This window comes from uncultured Methanobrevibacter sp., from assembly GCF_902801725.1.
In the GTDB taxonomy this organism is placed as follows: Archaea; Methanobacteriota; Methanobacteria; order Methanobacteriales; family Methanobacteriaceae; genus Methanocatella.
Window position 1 is genome coordinate 15113 of the sequence record NZ_CADCJB010000003.1, and the last position, 17701, is coordinate 32813.

The 17701-nt window shown below is 33.0% G+C and carries 16 protein-coding genes; 8 read left to right on the forward strand and 8 right to left on the reverse strand.

Going from position 1 to position 17701, the window contains the following annotated elements; translation table 11 throughout:
- Positions 1-4 precede the first annotated feature (4 nt).
- Positions 5-1873 (reverse strand): sensor histidine kinase, encoded by a 1869-nt coding sequence (locus tag QZV68_RS00780; protein ID WP_296877635.1) that lies wholly within the window; start codon positions 1871-1873, stop codon positions 5-7.
- On the reverse strand, positions 1863-3773 hold the full coding sequence (locus tag QZV68_RS00785) for a histidine kinase dimerization/phosphoacceptor domain -containing protein (protein WP_296877637.1): 1911 nt from the start codon (positions 3771-3773) through the stop codon (positions 1863-1865). Before QZV68_RS00785 ends, QZV68_RS00780 begins: the two co-directional genes overlap by 11 nt.
- A gap of 245 nt (positions 3774-4018) precedes the next feature.
- Here QZV68_RS00785 and QZV68_RS00790 point away from each other — a divergent pair, with 245 nt between their 5' ends.
- The 7 genes from QZV68_RS00790 (at position 4019) to QZV68_RS00820 (ending at position 10584) form a co-directional block, all read left to right on the forward strand.
- Positions 4019-5038, forward strand: a complete 1020-nt coding sequence (locus QZV68_RS00790; protein WP_296877638.1) for an adenylosuccinate synthetase — start codon at positions 4019-4021, stop codon at positions 5036-5038.
- A gap of 57 nt (positions 5039-5095) precedes the next feature.
- Positions 5096-5650, forward strand: a complete 555-nt coding sequence (locus tag QZV68_RS00795; protein ID WP_296877640.1) for a hypothetical protein — start codon at positions 5096-5098, stop codon at positions 5648-5650.
- A 146-nt stretch (positions 5651-5796) separates the two neighbouring features.
- Complete coding sequence (locus QZV68_RS00800; protein WP_296877642.1) at positions 5797-6594, forward strand: class II glutamine amidotransferase; 798 nt, start codon at positions 5797-5799, stop codon at positions 6592-6594.
- Entirely contained in the window at positions 6587-7987 is a 1401-nt protein-coding gene (locus QZV68_RS00805; protein WP_296877644.1) for a hypothetical protein, read from the forward strand. The genes QZV68_RS00800 and QZV68_RS00805 overlap by 8 nt, the downstream gene beginning before the upstream one ends.
- A gap of 9 nt (positions 7988-7996) precedes the next feature.
- Positions 7997-9385, forward strand: a complete 1389-nt coding sequence (locus QZV68_RS00810; RefSeq protein WP_296877646.1) for a glutamate--cysteine ligase — start codon at positions 7997-7999, stop codon at positions 9383-9385.
- A 35-nt stretch (positions 9386-9420) separates the two neighbouring features.
- Positions 9421-10251: a formate dehydrogenase accessory sulfurtransferase FdhD gene (fdhD, locus tag QZV68_RS00815; protein WP_296877648.1), complete on the forward strand. Its 831-nt coding sequence runs from the start codon at positions 9421-9423 to the stop codon at positions 10249-10251.
- Between the two features lie 129 nt (positions 10252-10380).
- Positions 10381-10584: a hypothetical protein gene (locus QZV68_RS00820; protein ID WP_296877650.1), complete on the forward strand. Its 204-nt coding sequence runs from the start codon at positions 10381-10383 to the stop codon at positions 10582-10584.
- Between the two features lie 20 nt (positions 10585-10604).
- Here QZV68_RS00820 and QZV68_RS00825 read toward each other — a convergent pair whose 3' ends face one another.
- The 3 genes from QZV68_RS00825 to QZV68_RS00835 all read right to left on the reverse strand — a co-directional run bounded on the left by QZV68_RS00825 (position 10605) and on the right by QZV68_RS00835 (position 13157).
- Positions 10605-11360, reverse strand: a complete 756-nt coding sequence (locus QZV68_RS00825) for a HesA/MoeB/ThiF family protein (protein WP_296877652.1) — start codon at positions 11358-11360, stop codon at positions 10605-10607.
- Between the two features lie 8 nt (positions 11361-11368).
- The gene (locus tag QZV68_RS00830) at positions 11369-12379 is read right to left on the reverse strand and encodes an ATP-binding protein (protein WP_296877654.1); all 1011 of its coding nucleotides are present in this window, start codon (positions 12377-12379) and stop codon (positions 11369-11371) included.
- 163 nt (positions 12380-12542) lie between these two features.
- A complete protein-coding gene (locus QZV68_RS00835) occupies positions 12543-13157 on the reverse strand; it encodes a class I SAM-dependent methyltransferase (RefSeq protein ID WP_296877656.1) in 615 nt (204 codons plus the stop codon).
- Positions 13158-13318: 161 nt separating this feature from the next.
- Between QZV68_RS00835 and QZV68_RS00840 the strand changes: the two genes are divergently transcribed.
- A complete protein-coding gene (locus QZV68_RS00840; protein ID WP_296877658.1) occupies positions 13319-14290 on the forward strand; it encodes an ABC transporter substrate-binding protein in 972 nt (323 codons plus the stop codon).
- A gap of 37 nt (positions 14291-14327) precedes the next feature.
- Here QZV68_RS00840 and QZV68_RS00845 read toward each other — a convergent pair whose 3' ends face one another.
- The 3 genes from QZV68_RS00845 to acs form a co-directional block, all read right to left on the reverse strand.
- The gene (locus tag QZV68_RS00845) at positions 14328-14954 is read right to left on the reverse strand and encodes a DUF447 domain-containing protein (RefSeq protein ID WP_296877660.1); all 627 of its coding nucleotides are present in this window, start codon (positions 14952-14954) and stop codon (positions 14328-14330) included.
- A gap of 6 nt (positions 14955-14960) precedes the next feature.
- Entirely contained in the window at positions 14961-15314 is a 354-nt protein-coding gene (locus QZV68_RS00850; protein WP_296877662.1) for a hypothetical protein, read from the reverse strand.
- Between the two features lie 66 nt (positions 15315-15380).
- The gene (acs, locus tag QZV68_RS00855; protein ID WP_296877664.1) at positions 15381-17477 is read right to left on the reverse strand and encodes an acetate--CoA ligase alpha subunit; all 2097 of its coding nucleotides are present in this window, start codon (positions 17475-17477) and stop codon (positions 15381-15383) included.
- Between the last annotated feature and the right edge of the window lie 224 nt (positions 17478-17701).

The following is a 17701-nucleotide window of genomic DNA, read 5'->3' on the forward strand; positions in this document are numbered from 1 at the left end:
AATATTATCCTTCAATTGTATGGTCCATATATATTGGGAATGTTAACTTGTATCCTGTTCCGTTTTCATGTTGGAACAGTTCGATATGGCCGTCCAATTGCTTTGTGAGATTTTTGATGATTTCACATCCGAGATTTTTGGTGATTTTGTCAGGATCTTCGATTCCAACACCATTGTCCTGAAGTATGACTTCTGCAGTTTCAGTATCAATTTTTCTTATTTTCTTAGTTATTTTCTTGTTAGGTTTGCTTTTATCAGGGAATGCATGTTTAATTGCATTCATTGTCAATTCATCTATAACCAATAATAATGGAGTGATTACTTCAATTGATAATACCAGATCTTCATCAACTTCTGATTCAAACTCAATACCATCTCTCAATCCAATCAGGCTTCTTAATTGGATGTCTTGGTCTTCAATATATTCTTTCAGGTTAATGTTTTTAAAATCGGTAGTATTGTAGGTTTTTTCGTGAAGAATTGCAAGAGATGATAATCTGGACTGCATATGGTCAATGATTATATTAGGTTTGTTTCTATAAGCTCTTTTTTCAAGGTTCAGGAAACTGTTAAGTACCTGTAGGTTGTTTTTAACCCTATGGTGAACTTCTTTAATCAATATTTTTTGATGTTCGTTAGCTTCCATCAATTCCAGCTGTTTAGTTCTTTCTTCAGTAACATCTGTTAGGAAACCGATACTGTGTGTGTCGGAACCAAATTCAAATCTTTCAATGTAAATTTCACATATCTTTTGGTTATTTTCATTTCCTTTAACATTGTAAGTGAATGTTTCATCAAGTTCATTGATTTGTCCGTCAATTAGTCTGAGAATATTATTTATCACATCCTCTTCCACAATGTTTTGAATAATAGCACGTGAATGATGATACTCTTCAGGAGAATCTTCAATGAGATGATAAAAACCTTGTGAGAATTCGTATTGCTTTGTATTCAACGGTTCAATAAGTAATGCTAATTTTTTATTGTTTTTAAATCCTTTAAGCAAGAAATCAACAGGTCTTGTCATTTGTCTTGTTGAATCAGTACTCACGTCTTTTATTAAACCGTAACGACTTATAAGGTATCCGTCTTCATTAAACTTGGAATAAAGATTAATTTCAACATATTTCAAAACGCCGTCATCTGTTCTTATTCTGATGACGCTTTCGTAGTTGCTTCTTCCGGAATCCATTTCCTTTAGGATTTTTTCAAGCAACGGCTTGTCTTCAGGTATAACCAGGTCAAATACAATGTTGTAATATTCGTCGTTTGCTTCTATTCCACGATTGATGATGTTATATATACCTTGAGTCCAGGAGTAACGGTCATTGATTTTATAATAGCTTCCGGTCTGTGAGAAATATTCGATTAAATTTGCCTTTTCATTATTTTCCTCATTGGAGACATGTAAGTTTGTTTCACGATTGTCCCTGTGGTCTGAAATTAGAATTAATTTGTCCATATCCCAAACAATCTTAACGTTTGAGAATCGAGCTAATTTTTCATGGAAGTGATAGTAAAATCTCATTTTTTTAGTTTTATGGGTTTTATAAACTTCCTGAAAAGGTTCTTTTAAAATGTCATAAAAACCTGGAGATGTTTTACTAAGTAAACGTCCTGCAACATCGCTTTGTTTAATGTCTCCCCTTGCAAGAGCACTTAAACCTAATCTGTGTATGATAAAGTCCTCTCCGTTGTTGTATGGTACGAAGATGTCCAAATCATTGTCAAGTTGATTTAATGTATTTTCAAAAGGTGTATAGAACATCTCAAATTCTTGGGGAACCTGCTGATATAGTTCGCTTTCTGAAATGTCATAGATACTAATCTCTTCGGTATCCTCCAATTTCCGGTATGTTTTTTCAATTCTCATTCTTCTCACCCTCCCAAAGTTCGCGATGGTATTCAACGCTGTGTTCAAAGTTCACTGGGAAAATTATTCTAAATCCAGTTCCAACTTTGCAGTCTAAAATTTCAAGTTCTCCGTTAATCTGTTTTGTTAGATTGTTGATTATTTCCCAACCAAGATTATGGTTAGTCAATGCGTCAGGGTCCTTAAGTCCAACTCCATTGTCCCTTAATATTAATTCGCAGATATACTCATTAATAAAGTCAATTTTCTTGGAAATTGTTTTATTGGTCATGTCAGGGTCTGGAAATGCATGTTTGATTGCATTCATTGTTAACTCGTCAACTATTAAAAGCAATGGTGTTATCACGTCTATAGACAAATGAATTTTAGGGTCTACTTCGGAAGTGAAATTAATGTTTTTTGCCCTGAATAGCATGTGCAATGTTTCATCTTGATCTTTCATGTAATCTTCAAGATTGATGTTGATAAAATCTTCAGTATTGTATGTTTTTTCGTGAAGTAATGCAAGGGAGGACAATCGTGCTTGCATATTATCCAATATGCGGTTTGGATTGTCTCCATATTCTCTTCTTTCAAGGTTCAGGAAACTGTTAAGTACCTGTAGGTTGTTTTTAACTCTGTGATGAACCTCTTTAATCAATATGTTTTTGGTTGCATTTGATTTTATTAATTCCTGTTGTTTTTTGCGTGAAAGTGTGATGTCAGTTAAAAATCCTATGCTATGATCCTGATTACCATATTTAAAACGTTCAATGAATAATTCGCATATTTTACAATTGTCCATATCTCCATTTACTTTATATGTAAATACGCAGTTAATTTCATTAATTTCACCATCAATTAATTTTGTAATTTCGTTTCTAACCTCTTCTTCAATGATGTTATCAATAATGTCTATTTTGTGTATGTACTCGTTTTTCGGTATCTCAATCATTTTATAGAACCCTTCGCTAAATTCATATCTTTTGCTTAGTGGCTCTACAAGCAATGATAGCTTCGAATTATGATTAAATCCGTTCAGCATGAAATCAACAGGTCTGGTCATGTGCTTATTTGAATCGACACTGATGTCTTTAAATAATCCATAATGGCTTATTTCTTCTCCGTTTTCATCAAATTTGGAGTAAAGATATGTGTCTAAATACTTAATACTTCCTCCAGGTGTTTTTATACGAATGATATTCTCGTATGAATCAGTTTCGGGGCTCATGGTTTTCAGCAATTCTTCAACCAGAGGCTTGTCTTCAGGAATCACCAAATCAAAAATGATGTTGTAAAAGGAGTCATTAACCTCTTTTGAACGGTTAATGATATTATAAATTCCCGGAGTCCAGGCGTATTCATTATTGGTTTTGTAATAACTTCCTGTCTGTGAGAAGTATTCAATTAATGTAGCTTTATTTTCATCTTCTTCCTGCTGCTGTTCCTCTACACTTTTATTTTCAGTTTCTGCTTTTTTCAAATCAGAAATTACATAAATTTTTCCTTCATCCCGTAGAATATTGATATTTGCCAGTGTTGCAATCTTATCGCTAATATAATAAAATATTCTCATCGGCTTTGTCTCTCCAGTTTCAAAGACTTCTTCAAATATGTCTTTAAAGATATCATAGTAAAACGGAGAACATTCACTAAATAATCTTCCTTCAACTTCATCTGGTCTGATATTTAATCTTCCCAGCATATTCCAGCCTATCCTTTCGACAAGATAATCATCACTGCCTTCGATAGGCGTGAAAACATTGATGTCTGAAGGGACGTGTCTCATAATATTGTTAAAACGAACATTGTCTATTTTTTTAAATTGCTTGACCTTGTGGAACATTTTGTTTTTATCAATATTATAAACCCGTATCTCCTCTATGTTTTCCAATTTTCTGTATTTTTTTTCAACATGCATGCGAATTACCTTGAGTTTATAATTTATATGATAATATCTTTATGGGATATATTATTTATATTATATGAAAAATCTTCAGATTGAAGTTGCAAAAACTTTTTTAAACAGTAATGATATAATATTATTGTTACGGAAATTTTTAATTTTCATATTTTTATATTAATAGTGCATTAATATCACAAGCTATTTTATGTTTGTCAATTTATTGTACAAAATTCAATAATAAATATTTAAGGAGTTATTAAATGACTTGTAGTATTTTAGTTGGTGGAGCATGGGGGGATGAAGGTAAAGGAAAATGCATTACCTACCTTTGCGATGCTGATAAACCGGACATTATTGCTCGTGCAGGAGTTGGACCAAATGCAGGGCACTCCGTTGAATTCAATGGTGAGAAATATGGTTTAAGGTTAACCCCATCAGGATTTGTACATACTGATGCTAAACTCATGATTGGTGCTGGAGTTTTAGTGAATCCGGATGTTTTATTTAAAGAATTTGAGGATTTAAAGAAATATAATGTAAAAGAAAGAATGTGTGTTGACCCTAGATGTGCAATAATTAATGAAGAGCACATGTCAAGAGATAAAAACTCTGAATATTTGGCTAAAAAGATAGGCAGTACCGGTTCAGGTTGTGGACCGGCTAATTCAGACAGAGTATTGAGAACTATTGATTTAGCACGTGATGTTCCTGAACTTGAAGAATACATTACTGATGTATCTCTTGAAGTTAATGAAGCTATTGATGAAGGTAAGGACGTATTCATTGAAGGATCACAAGGTTTCGCCCTTTCACTTTACTATGGATCATATCCTTTTGTAACAAGTAAAGACACTACCGCATCCACATTTGCTGCTGATGTCGGTGTCGGACCAACTAAAGTTGATGAAGTGATTAATGTATTCAAATCATACATTTCTCGTGTTGGTGAAGGTCCATTCCCAACTGAAATGACCAAGGAAGAAGCGGAAAGTAGGGGATTGGAAGAATATGGTGTTGTAACAGGAAGACGCAGAAGAATTGGTCACTTTGATATGGAACTTGCAAAGGAATCATGCAGAATCAACGGCGCAACCCAAATTGCTTTAACCTGTGTTGACCGATTGTTCGATTGTGCACGTGTTCAGGACTACAGTGAATTGTCTGCTGAAACAAAAGCTTTCATTGAGGATATTCAAACCGAAACCGGTGTGCCGGTAACCATTATCTCCACTGGTCCTGATTTAAAAGACACAATTGACTTGAGAAAAGAATTATTGTAATTCTTTTTTTTCCTTTTTTTTATAAACTGCTAGTTTTGATTAGATTAATGATTTTTCATGTTCACTTATCCGAAAATATTGAGGAAGAAAGATTTAAAGAAAATTGACAAATATTCATGTGATAATCGCATTAAGGATGCTTATCTTAAATATCTCACTTATTACTCTTTTAATGAGTTTGTTAAATTTTGTGAAGATAATGCTGGCAGTGATTTAGAAAAACTGATTTTTAAATTTGCTGATTTGCAATTGGAGAAATATGAGCCCAATTCCATAATTTGGATTTCTCATGTATTAATCAATTTCATGATTTACTTTGATGTTAATCTGGATTATGGGGAGTATTATGATGCCTATGCTTCAGCTCTTCAGTTGGCGGTTCTTGCAATTGCCGTGAAAATGAGTGTGGAGAAAATCCCTTTCAATGAAGTTCCTTTCCCTGAACTGTCTGAAAATTGTTTTCAAAAACTATTCGATAAATGTCCTGATTTCAAATTTGATTTAAATAAGGATTGTGATTTGGCATACAAATCTTTTAATGAGAATTTTGATTTTTCCAGTGAAGAATTTTACCAAAAAACAAGAAATCACTTTGAGGACAAAGGCTATTAATTTTATGGGCTGAGGGATTATATTTTTGAATTTGCCTTCTGTATGATTTTTCCTGATATTTTTAAAAATATTTATATAACATAAGTTATATAACAATAGTTATCATAATATAACTATTGTGATAATCAATAATGGGAGGATAATATATGTGTGAAATTTTTTGTTTTAATTCAAATACGCCAAAACAAGTTAATGAATGTTTAGAATGTTTTTATAATCACTCTGAGGAACATCCGCACGGATGGGGATTGGCTAATATGCACTCTAATGAATTTGTTATAGATAAAGAGCCTATAAAAGCAACATGTAGCCAACACCTTAAAAATATATTGTCCCATCCTGTTGTTGGGAAAAATGTATTCGCTCATATTAGATTGGCTACCATGGGTGAAATTATATCTCCCAATTGTCATCCGTTTACGGAAGCTGATGATAATAACAGATCCTGGATGTTAATCCATAACGGTACTATCTTTGATTATCCACCACTTAATCAATATGCTGAGAAGGGGGATGGAAGTACTGATTCCGAGCGAATACTTTTATATATAATTGATGAAGTCAATCAATTTGAAAAGGAAAATGGGAGATTATCAACTATCAAGGAACGTTTCAATTTATTATACGAAATTGTATCTGATTTATCTAAAAATAATAAACTTAATCTGATGATTTATGACGGTGATTTAACTTACATTCACTCCAACATGAGGGACTCCCTGTATTATCTTAAAAGTGATGAAAGCTTTTTAGTCGCTTCCAATCCTCTGACGGATGATGAAAATTGGATGCCTGTTGAATTGAATAAGCTATTTGGTTTGATTGATGGAAATATCATTTTCGAAAGTGAAGAACATGACAATGAATTCATATTAACTCCAGAACATGAAAAAATTATAGAAGAATTCTTAAAATCAATAAATCGGGATGATATTAATGATTAATGATGAAGTAATAAAAAATAGGTTGTTTGAGGAGTTTATAAAGCCGACAAGTCAAAAGAAGAACTATGTTGGTATAGAAATTGAAATTCCGATTATCAATCTCGACAAAAAGGCTGTTGATTTTAATGTAGTTCACAAAATCACTGACAGATTTCATAAGCATTTCAATGATTTTGAAAGAGACGGAATAGATTATGAAGGGAATGTGTTTTCACTGAAAAATCCTAAAACTGACGATATTGTTTGTTATGATTGCTCATATAATAATATAGAATTTGCTATGGGTCGTGAAACTGAGTTGTTTACTATCAATAAACGTTTTTGCGAGTATTATGAATTTACAAAAGAGTCTTTTGAGGAATTTAATCATACTTTAACTGGAATGGGAATCAATCCACACAGAAAGTACAATAATCATATTCCAATTCCTTCAGAGAGATATCTGATGCTTTATCATCATCTAAAATCTTTCAAAAACTATGATGACATTCAATTTCCATTTCATGACTACCCTGAATACGGAATGTTTTCGTCAGCTTCCCAGGTTCAATTAGACGTTTATAGGGATAATCTGGTAAAAACCATAAATGTATTTTCCAAAATCGAACCGATTAAAGCATTATTATTTTCTAATTCTGTCCTGTTCGAAGAAAATAAACATTTGACATGCTTTAGGGACATTTTATGGGAGTACTCAACTCATGGTGTAAATCCTCATAACATTGGGATGTATGATGTGGATTTCAAGAATATCAAAGACCTTCAGGCATATCTTGAATCCCTAAATATGTACTGCGTAATGCGCGACGGAGCATATATCAGTTTTCCGTCAATCAATATTCTAGATTATTTCGGTCAGGAAAATATTCGCGGAGATGTCTATTGCAATGGAGAATACAAAAATGTTGACATAAATCCTTCAATTGATGATATTGAATATTTAAGACCGTTCAAATTCATCAATTTGACATTCCGGGGGACCGTTGAATTTAGAAGTGTATGCACCCAACCTATCAGGGATTCAATGTCAGTTGCGGCATTTCATTTGGGCCTTAAGGATAAGCTTGATGAACTGAGCAATCTGATTTCAGATGATGAGGTTATTTATCATAAGGGATATACTGCAAGCGAACTTAGAAAACTATTCATTCAGGATGAACTTCCTGCATTTGTTGATAAAAAGGATTTATGTAGATTATGCAAAGATGTTGTGGATTTGGCATCAAGCGGACTTGAAGAAAGAGGAATCGGTGAGGAAATATTTTTAAAACCGTTGTATGCCCGTATTAAAAAACATACAAATCCAGGAAAGGACCTGATTGATGCATTAAATCAAAATATAAACCTGGAAAAACTTATTGAAGACTATGGCAAACCTTGCAAGGTCTATTGAGGTGATTAAATGAATTTATCATATTTATCTAAATTATCTCCTGATGACATATTGTCAGGATTATTTGGGATAGAATGGGAGTCGTTAAGAGCTAAAGGCGATGGCAAATTATCTTTAACCCCTCATCCTGAAGTATTTGGAGATAAACTAACTAATCCATTGGTAACCACCGACTTTTCTGAAAGTCAAATAGAAATAATAACTCCAACATTCGACACAATCGACGATGCCTTTGGCGCGTTTTCACTGATATCCGATTTGGTAAACGTGTCTCTTCCTGATGATGAATATCTTTGGTTTCAATCAATTCCATGTATTTTGCCTTATTGGGATCAAATTCCAATAGCTCAATACTCAGAAGAAGGCAAATCATCACAAAAATATCGTGAAGACTTGGCTAAGAAATATGGGGTTAAAAAACAGATGATTTCTGGAGTCCACTTTAACTTTTCATTTTCAGACAGTCTGTTGAAAAAGTTATATGAATTTGAAAATGCAGATTTGAGCTTTAGGGAGTTTAAGGACAATGTTTATTTGAAAATTGCGAGAAACTATCTTAGATATTGCTGGCTAATTATTTATTTGACAGGTTGTTCGATAGGTTCTCATAAAACATTTTCCAATGATTGCATTCATTTGATGGATGCTAAGGATAACTATGGTAGTTATTATTCGACCAGAGGCCCTTCATTTAGAAACGCTTCTTGCGGATATAAAAATTTAAAAGAGTTATATCCATCTTATGCCTCTGTTGATGGCTTTGTAGAGGATATCAACAATTTTATAGAAAGTGGAGATTTGTCTGAAGCCAAGGAGCTGTACACTCAAATCAGGCTCAAACCAAAAAATCCTAAAGATGTATTGAATTCTTTAAAAAAAGATGGAATTGATTATATTGAAATAAGAACTTTGGATATTAATCCATTTTATAAATGTGGTCTTGTAAAACGTGATATGAAGTTTTTACATTTATTTTTAATATATCTCCTCATTAAAGGAGAATCTGACTATGTTGGCTGGCAGAGAGAAGCCAAAATAAATGAAGAAAACACTGCCGAATGTGCTTATGTTGAATCAATGAGATTAATTAGGGACGGTCAGAAAGTAACTATTGAAAGTTGGGCAAATGAAATTATAAACGAGATGTATATAATGTGTGATGTATTGGGAATTGATGACGACCACACTTTAAATTTAATGCTTAATCGTATTTTAAATCCTGATTTGACCTATGGAAAAAGGCTTTTAAAATTAATTAGGGAAAATGGTTATATCAATACTCATATTGCTCTGTCTAAAAATAATAAGCAGACCAGTATCAGCAGTCTGAAAAACATTGATTTGGCTGAGTGTGACAACGTTAAGAAATACGCAAGCATTGCATTGATTGGAAAATGAACTGCTTTTTCTAATTTGAATTGGAGGATGATAAATTGGAATTTTTAAGACAAACTGATGTTATTCAATGGAAGGATGGTGAGTATAGAACAATTAAGGAAAACAGTGTGGATGATGAATATACATATCTGTTCATTGATTACTTGCCTCCCCGTAAATTTTCAACATATCCAAAGGATTTGGAGGATTTTGCAGTAGGATACTGTCTTGGAGAGGGATTGATAAAAAATTACTCTGATATTGAATCTATCAAGCTGGACGGAACAAATGTTCTGGTTTCCACAAACTTAAATCATGATCCTGAAGAGGACTTGGAACAGGAAGGCATAGTTCAGGAGAGAAAGGGAAACTGTGAACATGCTTGTGTATGCAGATTATTGGAGTATCAGGGAGTAAATTCTGATAATGCAGGAGGAATAAGATCAGAATTAAAAACAATAGAATCCAATAATTCAGATTTAAAAATCAATGCGACTCAAATTATTAAAGATATCAAACATTTGACAGATGAGGCGAAAATTTGGCAGAAAACGGCTGGGGTTCATGTTGCTCAGCTAAAATTTGAAGACCAAATAATCATTCGTGAAGATGTCAGCCGTCATGTTGCAGTTGATAAGGTGATAGGGGCTGCTTCAAGGGAGGGCTATGATTTTTCTAAATGTTACATTTCATATAGTGGAAGAATGCCTGCTGATATGTTAATTAAAGTGATACGGGTTGGAATCCCAATCATTATTTCAAATGCTGCCCCTGCTTCATCAGGTATTGACGTTGCGCGTGCAGGCAATATCACAATGATTGGTTTTGTAAGGGATAGTAGATTTACAATTTACACTGCTCCAGAGCGTGTAGATTTACAAAAGTAATCCTTTTCTTTTTTTCACATTTCTGCTTTTTTCATATGGTCGCACTTCAATAATTAAAAAATATAAGTTAAACTAATTTGTTATTAGTAATATTTGGATTGTAATCGCTTGCCACATCAAAATATAAATATGTTTTTCAAAGTTGCAGCAATACTTTTCGGACAATTTCATCAGATATTTGGAATATTCGGTTTGGAACAGGGTAGAAAAGAAGGTGAAAATAAAAATCTCCGGGAGAATATTATTTCTTTGTTGGAATTTGGAATGAGTGATGAGGAAATTTCAAAAGCTTTAAAAATTGATATTAAATTTGTTAAAAGTATAGTGAATTAAATAGATGCTTTTCGCATCTATTAAATTTCATCTAAACTGAATGAGCTCAAATCGAGCAAGTCAAATGTTAAAATTTTTGGAGCAACAGTAACTTTTCCAACTCCAGTTATTATTTTATAAGCTTCAAATGCTTCAAGACATCCAATTAAGTTTGGTGTTGGTCCAATAACCGGCGGAACTCCTGATGTCACATTTTTCAATGCATCAATGACATCATCATCTAGTTTTTTACTTAATGATGGTAGATTAAACATTTCTTCATATGTTTTTTCGCTGTTTGGTAGGAATACGGTAATCTGCCCCATTGTTCCATGAATTGCTCCATGAATGTATGGAATTCCAATTTCTTTTGCTTTTCTAGAAACGATAACTCTTGTCAGGACATTATCAAGTGCGTCGATTACAATATCTGAGTCACCAATGACCTTGTCAATGTTAGTTTGATCGATATGTTCATTAAAAATGGTTGTTTTTACATAGGGATTTATTAATCTGACTTTTTCAGCTGCAACACTGCTTTTTTCAAGACCTAAATCGGCAATTGAAGCTAATGTCTGTCTGTTTAAATTGGACAAATCGAATGCATCTTTATCAACTAAAACCAGTTCTCCGATTCCCATTCTTGCAAGCATTTCAATGGTTTCTCCACCAATTCCTCCACAGCCAATAACTGTTACTTTTGCATCTTTAAATCTTTCCTGCTCACTTCTTGTAACTATACTCATTTGACGGGAAGCTATTTCCCAGTATCCATCACCTATGTATCTTGTTGGCATTTTTTCACCTAAATATTTCTTCTTAGTTTTTGCAATATTTCCATAAATGTATCTAGCGCTATTTCTTTTGTTTTTAAATTGTTTCCTTCTATTAATCCAGTTTCAAAAATAGTAATGTTGTCTAATACTATTTTTTCATCGGTTATTGAATTGATCTTGCCAGTAATCTGTCTTGAAGTCTCTTCGAGATTGATGGTGAACGGAAGCTGATATGAAAATGAGCCCTCATTATAATCAATATTAATGAACTCGTCATCATCAATTTGCGATAAATTTAATGCAATCTTTCTATAACCTTTGCCTTTTAATTCATCGTTGATTTGTCTGAATTTGTCATTGGATAAAATTTCGTCAATGTCATCAACTTCAATAATACCAATTTCTCCAAAGTCTCTAACTTTCACTATTTTGCAGTCAGTAGTATCTAAAATATAGTCTTCTGATTGACTTATCCTTTCGATTTTTTCCTTATTTGTTTTGGTATTTGTAGGAATTCTTGTTGCAAGGCATGTAGTCGATTTTGAATATGGGATGTTGTTTTTATCAAGATATTCATGAATTTCCTTGGATGTTAATTTTGCTTTAATCAGGGGTGTTTCAAACCTTTGTTTATAGGTAATCAGGATTCCTGGCCTGTCATTAACAAGATCACTAATGTTGTTTCCATCGCAGATATAATCAAAACCTTTTTTTAGGGCAGTACTCTTTATCTGTGAATACATCATGTCACGGCAGGTATAACATCTGCTTGGAGAATTCTGAAGAAATTCCTGGTCTTCATAAAAATTAATATCGATAATCTCATGTTTTATTCCAAAAGAATCGCACATGCTTTTGGTGTGGCTGATAAAATCGGTTGGCATTAAGTGATTATCAATAGTAATAGCTATTGTGTCTTTTGCAACTTCTGAAGATAAATATGCCATTAATGTTGAATCGGCACCACCTGAAAATCCGATGGCTACTTTTTTATCTTTTAAAAGACTTTTGACAATATTGATTTTATCTTCCAAGTTCATATTATCCCTTAATCAGTTAATGAGTTTTCTCATTAATATTATGTTTTATTATATATTTTAGATTTTGGAGTTGCCGCACTGGCAATCATGGAATATAACAATAGTTATTTTTTCCATAAATAAACATTGTATAAATTAATATTTAAATGTTTTGAAAATTCAATTATTTTTGGGCAATTACAACTAAAATATAATCGTTTTCTTTTTTAAAGCTATTCACGCTACTAAAACCAGCATTCAATAGATATTTTTCAAGTTGGGCAGAAGTATAAACACTCATGCCCTCAACAGAAGCCAACCACTTTTCATCATCAGGGTGGTTGCCGTCAGTTCCCTGAGCAATCATGAATTGTCCATTTGTTTTAATAATTCTTAAAACTTCTTTAAACGTATTTCCAATATCTGGCCAAAAGTATATTGTTTCAAATGCGGAAACCAAATCATAACTTTCATTTTCTATAGGCATATCGCTGACATCCGCTTGAATGATGCGGCATCTTCCTTTTTCAACTGAACTCTTGTTTCTTTTTAGTGATTCAGCAACTGAAATTTCTGAATAATCAAGTCCATCGACATTTTTGTCGGTTAACTTGAGGAACTTCTCGATATTTACTCCTCCTCCGCATCCAATATCAAGTATTTTATCGTTTTTTGTGATGGTGATGCATTGAAATGCAAATTCGGAAATTTCTTTGTGGTTCTCATTCATGTTTTTGATGGTTTGAATACCTTCCTCGCCATGAGGTTTCATACATTGATCAATTTTTTTAGCTACCATTGTTTCAACCTTGTATAGTTAATGTTTATATTGGATGAGTTATAAAATATGTTTAGGGATTCAATATAACAATTGTTAATATTCTTAAGTAATATATTTATAATATACTTATAATAATTAATAATTGTAATAAATTTAAATTTATTAAACGGTGATTATGAATGAATAAAAAAATAGCATTTGTTTTAGTGTTAGCACTTGCAGCATGTTTAGTTATGGGTGCAGCCAGTGCAGGTTTCTTCGATTTTTTAGGTGGAGGAAATGACACTGTAAAGATAGGATATTTACCTTCTGACCATGATGCTGCATTATTTGTAGCTGATAAGCAAGGTTTATATGAGAAAAAAGGAATTAAAACTGAACTTGTTCAGTTTAATAATGGTGGAGACTTAATGACTGCTATGGCTAGTGGTGAAGTCGATGTTGGATATGTTGGAATCGCTCCGGTATTGTCTTCCGTTGCAAAAGGAGTTCCTGTAAAAGTTATTTCTTCTGCTCAAACTGAGGGTAGTGGAATTGTTGTAACTAAAGATTCTGGAATTACTTCTGCAGCTGATTTAAAAGGCAAATCAATAGCAACTCCTGGTGAAGCTTCTATTCAATATGTTCTTCTTTCATATTACTTGGACAAAAACGGTTTATCTACTAAAGATTTAAACATTTCAGCAATGAAAGTTCCATCTATGAATGACGCTTTAAAAACCAAACAAATTGACGGTATTATTACTTTCCAACCTTATGTAAGTATCGCAGCAAATGATACCAATAATGTTGTTTTAGAAAACTCATCCGAAATTTTACCAAACCACCCATGTTGTGTGGTTGTTGCATCTGACGACTTCATTAAAAACCATGAAAACGAAACTAAAGATATCATTGCAATTCATAAAAACGCAACTAATTTCATCAATGATAAAATTAAAGAGGGCAATTCCTCTGAAGTTGTAAAACTCTTGCCTGAAGATATTGTTGCTAATTCTGATTTGGAAACTAATTCATTACAAAGTTTCCCATTCATTTCTGGTCTTAATGATACCTTCAAAGCAGATGTGGATTCATTCCAAAATCTTGAAGTAAAAGTAGGTATTTTAAACAGTACTGTTTCAAAAGATAAATTGTACTGGCCGGCATAGTTCTTTAAACTATGCTTTTATTTTTTCTTTTTTTTGATTAATTTTTTTCGTATTCCCTTTTGATTATTTGCATTGCGTCTTTTGTTTGCTTATCGCCTATTCTTCCAATCATTCTTTCATTTTCAATTACTCTGTCCATATATGCCGCTCTTTTATCATCATCAACTATCTGATATCTTGAAAAATTAACCAAACATTCGATTAGACCTGATAATCCTCGGTTAAAAGCTTTAACATTATCATCATTGATGATTACATCTTCAATTTTACCCTTAATAAGAAATATGCTTTGGTCATTGTCAATTGGAGTATTTTCAGGTTTTGTTTCCTGGATATCGACAACATTAACAATTATATATGATCCGGCATCTTTCAGAATGGCCATGTCTTTATCATTGGTGTAATATTCGTCGGGAAGTTTGCTGATTGTTGATTTGGTAAAAACCAGAGGGTCCTGTGTAATGTTTACAACATATTTTCCGGTTTTTTGGATGTTTTCTAATGTTTTTGATCCTTCAAATATTCTGCATCCGATATTGTCTCCGCCAAAGTATTTTAAACCGATTGCTGCTGAGTTTTTATTTCCTTTATCATCTACAGTAGTATAAATGCATTCATATCTCTCTTCTGTGTTGATTCCAATTTTTTCCAAATCAAAATTCATTATATCCTACCCCTGTTGGCTTGGAAAAGCTTCAGCTATTCTGTTTAAATTTTCAAATATGTTAATTAATGAGTTTATGTAATCATTAATTTCTTCATTTTCAATGCTTTTAAGGTTTTCAATGTATTGGGGAAACATCTGTTTTCCGTTTTGAAAAAACATATAATAATCATTGAATTGTATTTCGTCCTGATTTAAATCGTTGACAATGTCATCGTATAATTCCTGGAAGTTATTGCAGCTTTCTTTAAACATTTCTTTTATTTCATCATTCATTTGTGAATTGTCTAATTTGTTTAAAGCATTGTTTAATCCAATGATGGAAATAGTGTAAAGTTCTAAATCAAGTTCACCATTCATATAATCACTATATTAAATGATTCTATAAAAAATATAAAAAAAGGGGAATTTCTCAGTTAAGAGAAATTATAATTTGATTTTGATATCGAGTGCGCTTGAACCTTCTTCGTATACGAAGATTGGGTTGATGTCCAACTCAGATATTTCTGGGAAGTCAAGAGTTAATCTGGCTACTCTTTTGATAGCTTGTTTAACCTCTTCAACATCGCAAGGTGCTTCTCCTCTGTATCCTTCAAGTAATTTTGATACTTTGGTTGATGCAATTTGTTCGTCAATTTCTTGGGAACTCATTCCTTTTGCAAGGTTGAATGAAACGTCTTCAATAAGGTTTACATAGATTCCACCCATACCGAATGCAATCATAGGACCGAATTGTTTGTCACGAATCATACCTACAATGACTTCTTCACCGGAATCCATCATTTTTTGCACTTCTACACCATCAGGAACAATATCTGGGTGTGCTTTATTAGCATTTGCAATAATTTCTTCATAGGTTGCTTTTGCTTCTTCAGCTGAGGAGATTCCTACTTTTACACCGCCGATATCTGATTTGTGTAAAATTTTATCTGATGCAATTTTAAGCACTACTGGGAATTCCATTTCTTCTGCTAAACTTGCTGCTTCATCAGCACTTGTGGATAATTTGATCGGTGCTGCGGAAATTCCATAAGCTTCAGCTACTGCATAAGCTTCACTACCAAGTAATGTGTCTCTTCCATCGGCTTTGACTTTATCAAATATTGCTTTAACGGCATCTTTGTCAACATCATCTACTTTTTCAACTACATCATCATAGGTTCTTTCTTCTAATCTTTTGAATCTAACCATTGCTTCAAGAGCAGTTACAGCAGTTTCAGGGAATACGTAGGTTGGTATACCGTTTTCTCTTAAAACATCATTTGCAGCTTCAAATGATGGACCTCCCATATTAACGACAATAACAGGTTTTTCAAATTTATTTTTCTCTTCAATGATTGCTTCTGCAATTCCATCCGGATCAGCAGATGCTGTAGGACATACCATAACGATTAAACTGTCAACATCCTCATAACCTAAAACAAGTTCTAATGATTCTTTGTATCTGATTACTGGTGCATCACCTAATACATCGATAGGGTTTTTAGCACTTCCTTCTTCAGTTACGCATTCTTTTAGTTTTGCAGTGGTTTCTTCATCAAATTGCACGAGGTTTAAGCCAGCTTTTTCCATTGCATCTACGGTTAATACTCCTCCACCACCAGCGTTGGTAATAATTGCTACATTATCCCCTTCTGGAAGTGGTGCTTTGGAGAATGCTAAACCTAGGTCAAATAATTCAGCCATGGTTTCTACACGCATAATTCCGGATTGATGGAATGCTGTGTCGAATGCAAGGTCACTTCCTGCAAGCGCACCTGTGTGTGAAGATGCAGCTGCTGCTCCAGCTGAACTGGAACCTGATTTAAGAACAATAATAGGTTTTTTGTGAGCTGTTTCTCTCATGGTTCTTACGAAGTCGTCGTCATCGGAAATTGATTCTAAGTAACAGATGATTACATTGGTTTCGTCATCGTCTGCCAAGTATTGTAATAATTCAATTTCAGTTACACCAGCTTTGTTTCCTAAACTGATTACTTTACTGAATCCAATTCCTGAAGTTACACTCCAATCGATAATAGCTACCATCATAGCTCCACTTTGGGAAATGAATGCCATGTTTCCTTTTGGTGGCATCATTTGTGAAAATGATCCGTTTAATGGAGTGTGTGAATCAGTTATTCCTAAACTGTTTGGTCCAATAATGTTTATACCGTATTCTTCACCAAGTGCTGTTAATTCTGCTTCTAATTTAGCACCTTCTTCGCCTACTTCTTTGAAACCTGCAGTAATAACCACCATGTTTTCCACGCCTGCTTCACCACATTCTTTAACAGTCGGGTTAACAAATGCAACAGGGATGGTAATTATTGCTAAGTCTACTTTTTCAGGAATGTCTTTTATATTAGCATATGCTTTTTTACCTAAAATCTCTCCACCTTTTGGATTTACTGGATAGATTTTACCTTCGAATCCATCATTGATGAGATTATCTACAATAATGTGTCCAACTTTTCCCGGAGTATTGGAAGCACCAATAACTGCCACGGATTCAGGTTTAAACATTTTGTTGAGATCTTTCATTGGTTTCTCTCCTTTAAATTTTTGTTAACATTATAAACACTACATGACTTATAATGATAAATGATTAACAACTATTATAATTATAAATATCGTTATATTAATATTTAAATATATTGTTTATTTAATTAGTTTTTAACCCATTTTAATCATTATGAAACTATTATTACTTTCTAAAATTGTTCAATACTTTTTTTTTAAAAATAACACATTTTAGATTTAAAAAA

What these genes read in the sequence shown, in the direction of transcription:
- QZV68_RS00780 (WP_296877635.1), bottom strand. Translation starts at nt 1,873, where the DNA reads ATGAGAATTGAAAAAACATACCGGAAATTGGAGGATACCGAAGAGATT.
- QZV68_RS00785 (WP_296877637.1), bottom strand. Translation starts at nt 3,773, where the DNA reads ATGCATGTTGAAAAAAAATACAGAAAATTGGAAAACATAGAGGAGATA.
- QZV68_RS00790 (WP_296877638.1), top strand. Translation starts at nt 4,019, where the DNA reads ATGACTTGTAGTATTTTAGTTGGTGGAGCATGGGGGGATGAAGGTAAA.
- QZV68_RS00795 (WP_296877640.1), top strand. Translation starts at nt 5,096, where the DNA reads ATGTTCACTTATCCGAAAATATTGAGGAAGAAAGATTTAAAGAAAATT.
- QZV68_RS00800 (WP_296877642.1), top strand. Translation starts at nt 5,797, where the DNA reads ATGTGTGAAATTTTTTGTTTTAATTCAAATACGCCAAAACAAGTTAAT.
- QZV68_RS00805 (WP_296877644.1), top strand. Translation starts at nt 6,587, where the DNA reads ATGATTAATGATGAAGTAATAAAAAATAGGTTGTTTGAGGAGTTTATA.
- QZV68_RS00810 (WP_296877646.1), top strand. Translation starts at nt 7,997, where the DNA reads ATGAATTTATCATATTTATCTAAATTATCTCCTGATGACATATTGTCA.
- QZV68_RS00820 (WP_296877650.1), top strand. Translation starts at nt 10,381, where the DNA reads ATGTTTTTCAAAGTTGCAGCAATACTTTTCGGACAATTTCATCAGATA.
- QZV68_RS00825 (WP_296877652.1), bottom strand. Translation starts at nt 11,360, where the DNA reads ATGCCAACAAGATACATAGGTGATGGATACTGGGAAATAGCTTCCCGT.
- QZV68_RS00830 (WP_296877654.1), bottom strand. Translation starts at nt 12,379, where the DNA reads ATGAACTTGGAAGATAAAATCAATATTGTCAAAAGTCTTTTAAAAGAT.
- QZV68_RS00835 (WP_296877656.1), bottom strand. Translation starts at nt 13,157, where the DNA reads ATGGTAGCTAAAAAAATTGATCAATGTATGAAACCTCATGGCGAGGAA.
- QZV68_RS00840 (WP_296877658.1), top strand. Translation starts at nt 13,319, where the DNA reads ATGAATAAAAAAATAGCATTTGTTTTAGTGTTAGCACTTGCAGCATGT.
- QZV68_RS00845 (WP_296877660.1), bottom strand. Translation starts at nt 14,954, where the DNA reads ATGAATTTTGATTTGGAAAAAATTGGAATCAACACAGAAGAGAGATAT.
- QZV68_RS00850 (WP_296877662.1), bottom strand. Translation starts at nt 15,314, where the DNA reads ATGAATGGTGAACTTGATTTAGAACTTTACACTATTTCCATCATTGGA.
- acs (WP_296877664.1), bottom strand. Translation starts at nt 17,477, where the DNA reads ATGAAAGATCTCAACAAAATGTTTAAACCTGAATCCGTGGCAGTTATT.